Source organism: Elioraea tepidiphila DSM 17972 (assembly GCF_000378465.1).
Classification (GTDB): domain Bacteria; phylum Pseudomonadota; class Alphaproteobacteria; order Acetobacterales; family Acetobacteraceae; genus Elioraea; species Elioraea tepidiphila.
Window position 1 is genome coordinate 1 of the sequence record NZ_KB899930.1, and the last position, 5,788, is coordinate 5,788.

3 protein-coding genes and 1 pseudogene are annotated in these 5,788 nt (G+C 69.6%); 2 read left to right on the plus strand and 2 right to left on the minus strand.

All coding sequences use genetic code 11. From position 1 onward, the window contains the following. Nucleotides 1-659: pseudogene (locus F563_RS25680) on the plus strand (IS5 family transposase); the annotation flags it as partial. 571 nt (nucleotides 660-1,230) lie between these two features. Here F563_RS25680 and uvrA read toward each other — a convergent pair. After that, nucleotides 1,231-4,110, minus strand: a complete 2,880-nt coding sequence (gene uvrA, locus F563_RS0115425; RefSeq protein ID WP_019015587.1) for an excinuclease ABC subunit UvrA — start codon at nucleotides 4,108-4,110, stop codon at nucleotides 1,231-1,233. Between the two features lie 148 nt (nucleotides 4,111-4,258). Between uvrA and ssb the strand changes: the two genes are divergently transcribed. Beyond that, nucleotides 4,259-4,753, plus strand: a complete 495-nt coding sequence (gene ssb / locus F563_RS0115430) for a single-stranded DNA-binding protein (RefSeq protein ID WP_019015588.1) — start codon at nucleotides 4,259-4,261, stop codon at nucleotides 4,751-4,753. Between the two features lie 96 nt (nucleotides 4,754-4,849). On the opposite strand, the gene F563_RS0115435 is transcribed toward ssb, so the two are convergent. After that, the gene (locus tag F563_RS0115435) at nucleotides 4,850-5,647 is read right to left on the minus strand and encodes a DUF6065 family protein (protein WP_019015589.1); all 798 of its coding nucleotides are present in this window, start codon (nucleotides 5,645-5,647) and stop codon (nucleotides 4,850-4,852) included. Nucleotides 5,648-5,788 lie beyond the last annotated feature (141 nt).

The window sequence follows — 5,788 nt, forward strand, 5'->3', positions numbered from 1 at the left end:
AGCGGCATCATCTACGTCATCCGCCACGGCCTGCGCTGGCGTGATGCGCCCGCGGCCTACGGACCCTACAAGACCCTCTACAACCGCTTTGTCCGCCGGAGCCGTATGGGCGTGTTCGACCGCATCTTCGAGGTCCTGGCCGCCGAGGGCGGTGTGCCCGAGCGCCTGATGATCGACAGCACCCACCTCAAGGCGCACCGCACCGCTGCCAGCCTGCTGAAAAAGGGGCTTTTCCCCGCTGTATCGGGCGAACCAAGGGCGGCCTGAACTCCAAGCTCCACGCCGCCTGCGACGGCCAGGGACGACCCGTGGTCCTGCTGCTCACCGAGGGCCAGGCCAGCGACCATCGAGGGGCTGCCATCATGCTCCCGCGACTGCCGCCAGCCCGCGAGCTGATCGCCGACCGTGGCTACGACAGCGCCCGCTTCCGCACCGCCTTGCAGAACCGCGGCATCACGCCCTGCATCCCCTCGACCCGCTCGCGCAAGCGGCCCATCCCCCACGATCCCGCGCTCTATCGCCAGCGCCACCGCATCGAGATCATGTTCGGCAGGCTCAAGGACTGGCGACGCATCGCCATGCGCTACGACCGCTGCGCGCACACCTTCTTCGCAGCCATCACGCTCGCCGCCTCCGTCACCTTCTGGCTCGGACAATGAGTCCTGAGCCTACAACATGAAGCGATGGTGCTGGCTCGACAGGCACAGCCTGCCCGCCTGAGCCTTTCGCAGGACAGAGCAGGCGCCGGCGGGCGGCCCAGCCAACCGCACATCGCCCATCTCGCGGCATCACCGCACCACTCACGCCGACCCAATCGCCAGCAACGCGCCTAAACACCGGTTATCGGAGGTGTCCACATGCGCCGCCTGGTCTGGATCGAGGGGAGAGCCGCGCCCGCTTGATCGGGCATGGCGTCGGAAAAACCCCCGTAGCCTGCGCCGCAGAGCCCCGCAGAGGCTCGAAACCGGCACACTCGCAAGCGCGGCCGCCCCCAACGACCCTCAGCAGCATCCAGCCGGCCGGTTATTCGAGGTGTCCGCCTGGCTCGGCGAGGCGGCGGCCACGCCGGAGCGTCTGCGCGCCCTGCTGCGACCGTACCCGGACGAGGCCCTGATTGCCTGGCCGGTCGCGCTGCGCGTCGGCAATGTGCGCGAGGACGATCCGGGCCTGATCGAGCGCCTGACCGGGGCGCCCGACCTTCCGCATCCTGCGCGCTGGGGCGCCGCAGCCTCAGCCGCTCGCGCGCCGCCGCTTCGGCACCGCGAGCGGTGCCGCCTGCCCGTCGCGCGCCAGCACCGGGGCGAGGAACCGTCCGGTGTGGCTGCCCGGGGTCGCCGCCACCTGCTCGGGCGTGCCTTGGGCGACGATGCGCCCGCCGCCATCACCGCCCTCGGGGCCGAGATCGACGATCCAGTCCGCGGTCTTGATCACTTCGAGATTGTGCTCGATCACCAGTACGGTGTTGCCCGCCTCCACCAGCGTGTGCAGCACCTCCAGCAGCTTGCGCACATCCTCGAAATGCAGCCCGGTGGTCGGCTCGTCGAGGATGTAGAGCGTGCGCCCCGTGGCGCGGCGCGACAGCTCCTTGGCGAGCTTCACCCGCTGCGCCTCGCCGCCCGAGAGCGTGGTCGCCGGCTGGCCGAGCTTCACGTAGCTGAGGCCCACCTCGTTCAGCGTGCGCAGCTTGTCGCGGATCGACGGCACCGCCTGGAAGAACGTGACACCCTCCTCCACGGTCATGTCGAGCACGTCGGCGATCGACTTGTGCCGGAACTGGATCTCCAGCGTTTCGCGGTTGTAGCGTTTGCCCTTGCAGGCGTCGCAGGTGACATAGACGTCCGGCAGGAAGTGCATCTCGATCTTGATCACGCCGTCGCCCTGGCAGGCCTCGCAGCGGCCGCCCTTCACGTTGAAGCTGAAGCGCCCGGGCTTGTAGCCGCGCTGGCGCGACTCGGGCAGTTCAGCGAACCAGTCGCGGATGGGGGCGAAGGCGCCCGTGTAGGTCGCGGGGTTGGAGCGCGGCGTGCGGCCGATCGGCGACTGGTCGATGTCGATCACCTTGTCGAGGTGCTCGATCCCCTCGATCCGGTCATGCGGCGCGGGATGTTCGCGCGCCCCCATCAGCCGGCGCGACACCGCCTTGTAGAGCGTGTCGATCACGAGGGTGGATTTGCCCCCGCCCGAGACGCCGGTGATGCAGGTGAGCGTGCCGAGCGGGAAGCCGACCGTGACCTCCTTGAGGTTGTTGCCGCGCGCACCGACCACGCGCAGGGTCCGCTTCGGGTCCGCAAGCCGTCGTCGCGCCGGCACGGGAATGCGCTTGCGGCCCGCCATGTAGTCGGCGGTCAGGCTGCGCGGATTGGCGAACACGGTCTCGGGCGGGCCGGAGGCCACCACCTCGCCGCCATGCAGGCCGGCCCCGGGCCCCATGTCGACCAGGTGATCGGCCGAGCGGATCGCGTCCTCGTCGTGCTCCACCACGATCACGGTGTTGCCGATGTCGCGCAGGCGCTTGAGCGTGCCGAGCAGGCGCTCGTTGTCGCGCTGGTGCAGCCCGATCGAGGGCTCGTCGAGCACGTAGAGCACGCCGGTGAGGCCCGAGCCGATCTGCGAGGCGAGGCGGATGCGCTGGCTCTCGCCGCCCGAGAGGCTGGCCGAGCCGCGCGCGAGGGTGAGGTAGTCGAGGCCAACGTCGTTGAGGAAGCCGAGCCGCTCGGTGATCTCGCGCAGGATGCGGCGCGCGATCTCCTGGCGTTGCGGCGTGAGGTGGTCAGGGAGCGCGCGGAACCAGGCATCCGCCTCGCGGATCGAGAAGGCCGAGACCTCGCCGATGTGCTTGCCCGCGATCTTCACCGCCAGCGCCTCGGGCTTCAGGCGGTAGCCGGAGCAGGCCTCGCAGGGCGCCTCGCCCTGGAAGCGGGCAAGCTCCTCGCGCACCCAGGCGCTGTCCGTTTCGCGCCAGCGCCGTTCCAGGTTGGCGACGACCCCCTCGAACGGCTTCTTCGTCTCGTAGGCGCGCAAGCCATCCTCGTAGCGCATGGTGACGGGTGTCTCGCCGGTCCCGTTGAGGATGGCGTCGCGCGCGCGCTCGGGCAGGTCCTTCCAGGGCGTGCGCGTCGAGACCTTCAGGTGCTTCGCCAGGCTCTCCAGGGTCTGGCGGTAGTAGGGCGAGGAGGTGTTCTCCCACGGCGCGATCGCGCCCTCGGCGAGCGAGAGCCGTTCGTCGGGCACCACGAGCTCGGGATCGAAGAAGGTGGTGACGCCGAGCCCGTCGCAGGCGGGGCAGGCGCCGGCGGGGTTGTTGAAGCTGAACAGCCTCGGCTCCAGCTCGGCGATGGTGAAGCCCGAGACCGGACAGGCGAACTTGGCGCTGAAGGTGGTGCGCTCGCCGCTGTCGGCGTTCTCGGTGAAGGCGATGCCGTCGGCCAGCGCCAGGGCGGTCTCGAAACTGTCGGCGAGCCGCGGCGCGATCCCCTCGCGCACGACCAGGCGGTCCACCACCACCTCGATGTCGTGCTTGCGCTTCTTGTCGAGCGCCGGCACGGCGTCGATGTCGTGCAACTGCCCGTCCACCTTGACGCGCTGGAAGCCCCGCTTCTGCAACTCGGCGAGCTCCTTGCGGTATTCGCCCTTGCGGCCGCGCACGACGGGGGCGAGCAGCAGCAGCCGCGAGCCCTCGGGCATGGCCAGCACCTTGTCCACCATCTGGCTGACGGTCTGCGCCTCGATCGGCAGGCCGGTGGCGGGCGAGTAGGGCACGCCCACGCGCGCCCACAGCAGGCGCATGTAGTCGTGGATCTCGGTGACGGTACCGACGGTCGAGCGCGGGTTGCGGGACGTGGTCTTCTGGTCGATCGAGATCGCGGGCGAGAGCCCCTCGATCGCGTCCACGTCCGGCTTCTGCATCAGTTCGAGGAACTGGCGCGCATAGGCCGAGAGGCTCTCGACATAGCGGCGCTGGCCCTCGGCGTAGATGGTGTCGAAGGCGAGCGAGGACTTGCCCGAGCCGGAGAGGCCGGTGATCACGGTCAGGCTGTGGCGCGGGATCTCGACATCGACATTCTTCAGGTTGTGCTCGCGCGCGCCGCGCACGCGGATCGAGTCGGTCATGGGCCACCCGGGGGACGAAAGGGGAACGGAGTGGGCCAGAGATGGGGGCGGCGGCGCAAGTGACGAGAGTGCAGGGCAGGCGCCGTCGTTGGACGGGCCGGGGCGGAGGCCCTACAGTCGCGCGCGAGGTGCAAGGAAGGGGCCGGTCATGGCGGGCAGCGTCAACAAGGTGATCCTGGTGGGGAATCTCGGCCGCGACCCCGAGGTGCGGACCATGCAGCAGTCGGGCGGGCGGGTTGTGACCTTCTCGGTCGCCACCAGCGAATCCTGGACCGATCGCAATTCAGGCGAGCGGAAGGAGAAGACGCAGTGGCACCGCGTGGCGATCTACAACGAGAAGCTGGGTGAGATCGCCGAGAAGTACCTGCGCAAGGGCAGCAAGGTCTACATCGAGGGCAGCCTGGAGAGCCGCAAGTACACCGACAAGGATGGCAACGAGCGCGAGATCTTCGAGGTGGTGATCGGCCGGTTCCGGGGCGAGCTCACGCTGCTCGACGGCCGTGGTGGCGGGGCCGGGGCGGAGGATGATCCGGGCGGTTATGCGCCGCGCCAGCCCGCGGCGGCGCGGAGCGGCGGCGGCCGGCAGGGCGGCTGGGAGCCGAAGAAGGGCGGGGCGGACCTCGACGACGACATCCCGTTCTGAAGGGACGGGATCGCGCGCAGGGCTGGTATGGCGGCTGCGCGCCAAGGGAACGCTCATGGCTGGCGCACGGAGGTGAAACCTTCGTGCGTCGGGTAATCAGTCCTCGTCGCTGCCGGCCATGACGGCGTGCGGCGCGTCGCCCTTGCGGCGCTTGCGCGTGCGCATGGCATAGGCGCCGCGCTGGCGGTTCGGATCGACGTTCGGCCGCACCACCGTGTCCTCGTAGTCAGCCCAGTCGTCCTCGGTCAGGTCGGCGAGGCGGGTCTTCACCGCCACCGAGTGCATGGTCTCGTCGCTGTAGAGGCTGCGCGGCAGCGGCACGGCCTGGAAGATCGGGTAGTCGGGCTCGAGCCGGACCTGCACGTCGGTCTTGGTCAGGCGGATATTGCTGAACAGCGGGCCGAACCAGCGATCGGTCTCGATGATGCCCTCATAGAGCTCGTAATGCCCGCGCGGCAGGTTGGGCGGGCTGCGCACCAGCAGGCCCCAGCCGGGGATCGTGCGCGCGACCAGGCCGGACCAGATCTGCACCACCCCGGGCTCGCGCAGCGCGGAGAGGAAGGGCGGCGAGAAGCCCTTGATGCCCTCGGGCGCGACCGCGTCGAAGGTCTGGGCGAAATAGGGGAACTGGGCGCTGCCGTTCAGCGGAATCCAGCCGTCATGCTCGGCGCCGTCATAGGTCCAGAACACCTGGTTGCCGTCCCACATCAGGGTCAGGCCGATCGGCGGGAAGACGTACCAGCCGAAGGCGGTGGCGGTGGTGACGGCCTCGCAGTAGCGGAAGGCGCGGGTGGGCAGGGTGCCGATGGCGGAGCGGTCCGCGCGCATCGGCGGGCGGGCCTGCTCGATCAGGCGGTGGAAGGTGAGGATGGGGGAGTCGGGGGCAGCCGTCATCAGGATCCTTCCTCGCGGGGCGACGCGATCCGACTCCTAGGAAAACATACCAGCAACCGGAAAGGGAAGAGGTGTCGCATCCGCACACGGCGAACGCGACACCTTGCAGGCTCAGAGCGCGGGGGCGACGCCGCCGAGGCG

Bases quoted from the DNA above. Each gene is read 5' to 3' on its own strand.
- uvrA (WP_019015587.1), bottom strand. From the start codon at position 4,110: ATGACCGACTCGATCCGCGTGCGCGGCGCGCGCGAGCACAACCTGAAG.
- ssb (WP_019015588.1), top strand. From the start codon at position 4,259: ATGGCGGGCAGCGTCAACAAGGTGATCCTGGTGGGGAATCTCGGCCGC.
- F563_RS0115435 (WP_019015589.1), bottom strand. From the start codon at position 5,647: ATGACGGCTGCCCCCGACTCCCCCATCCTCACCTTCCACCGCCTGATC.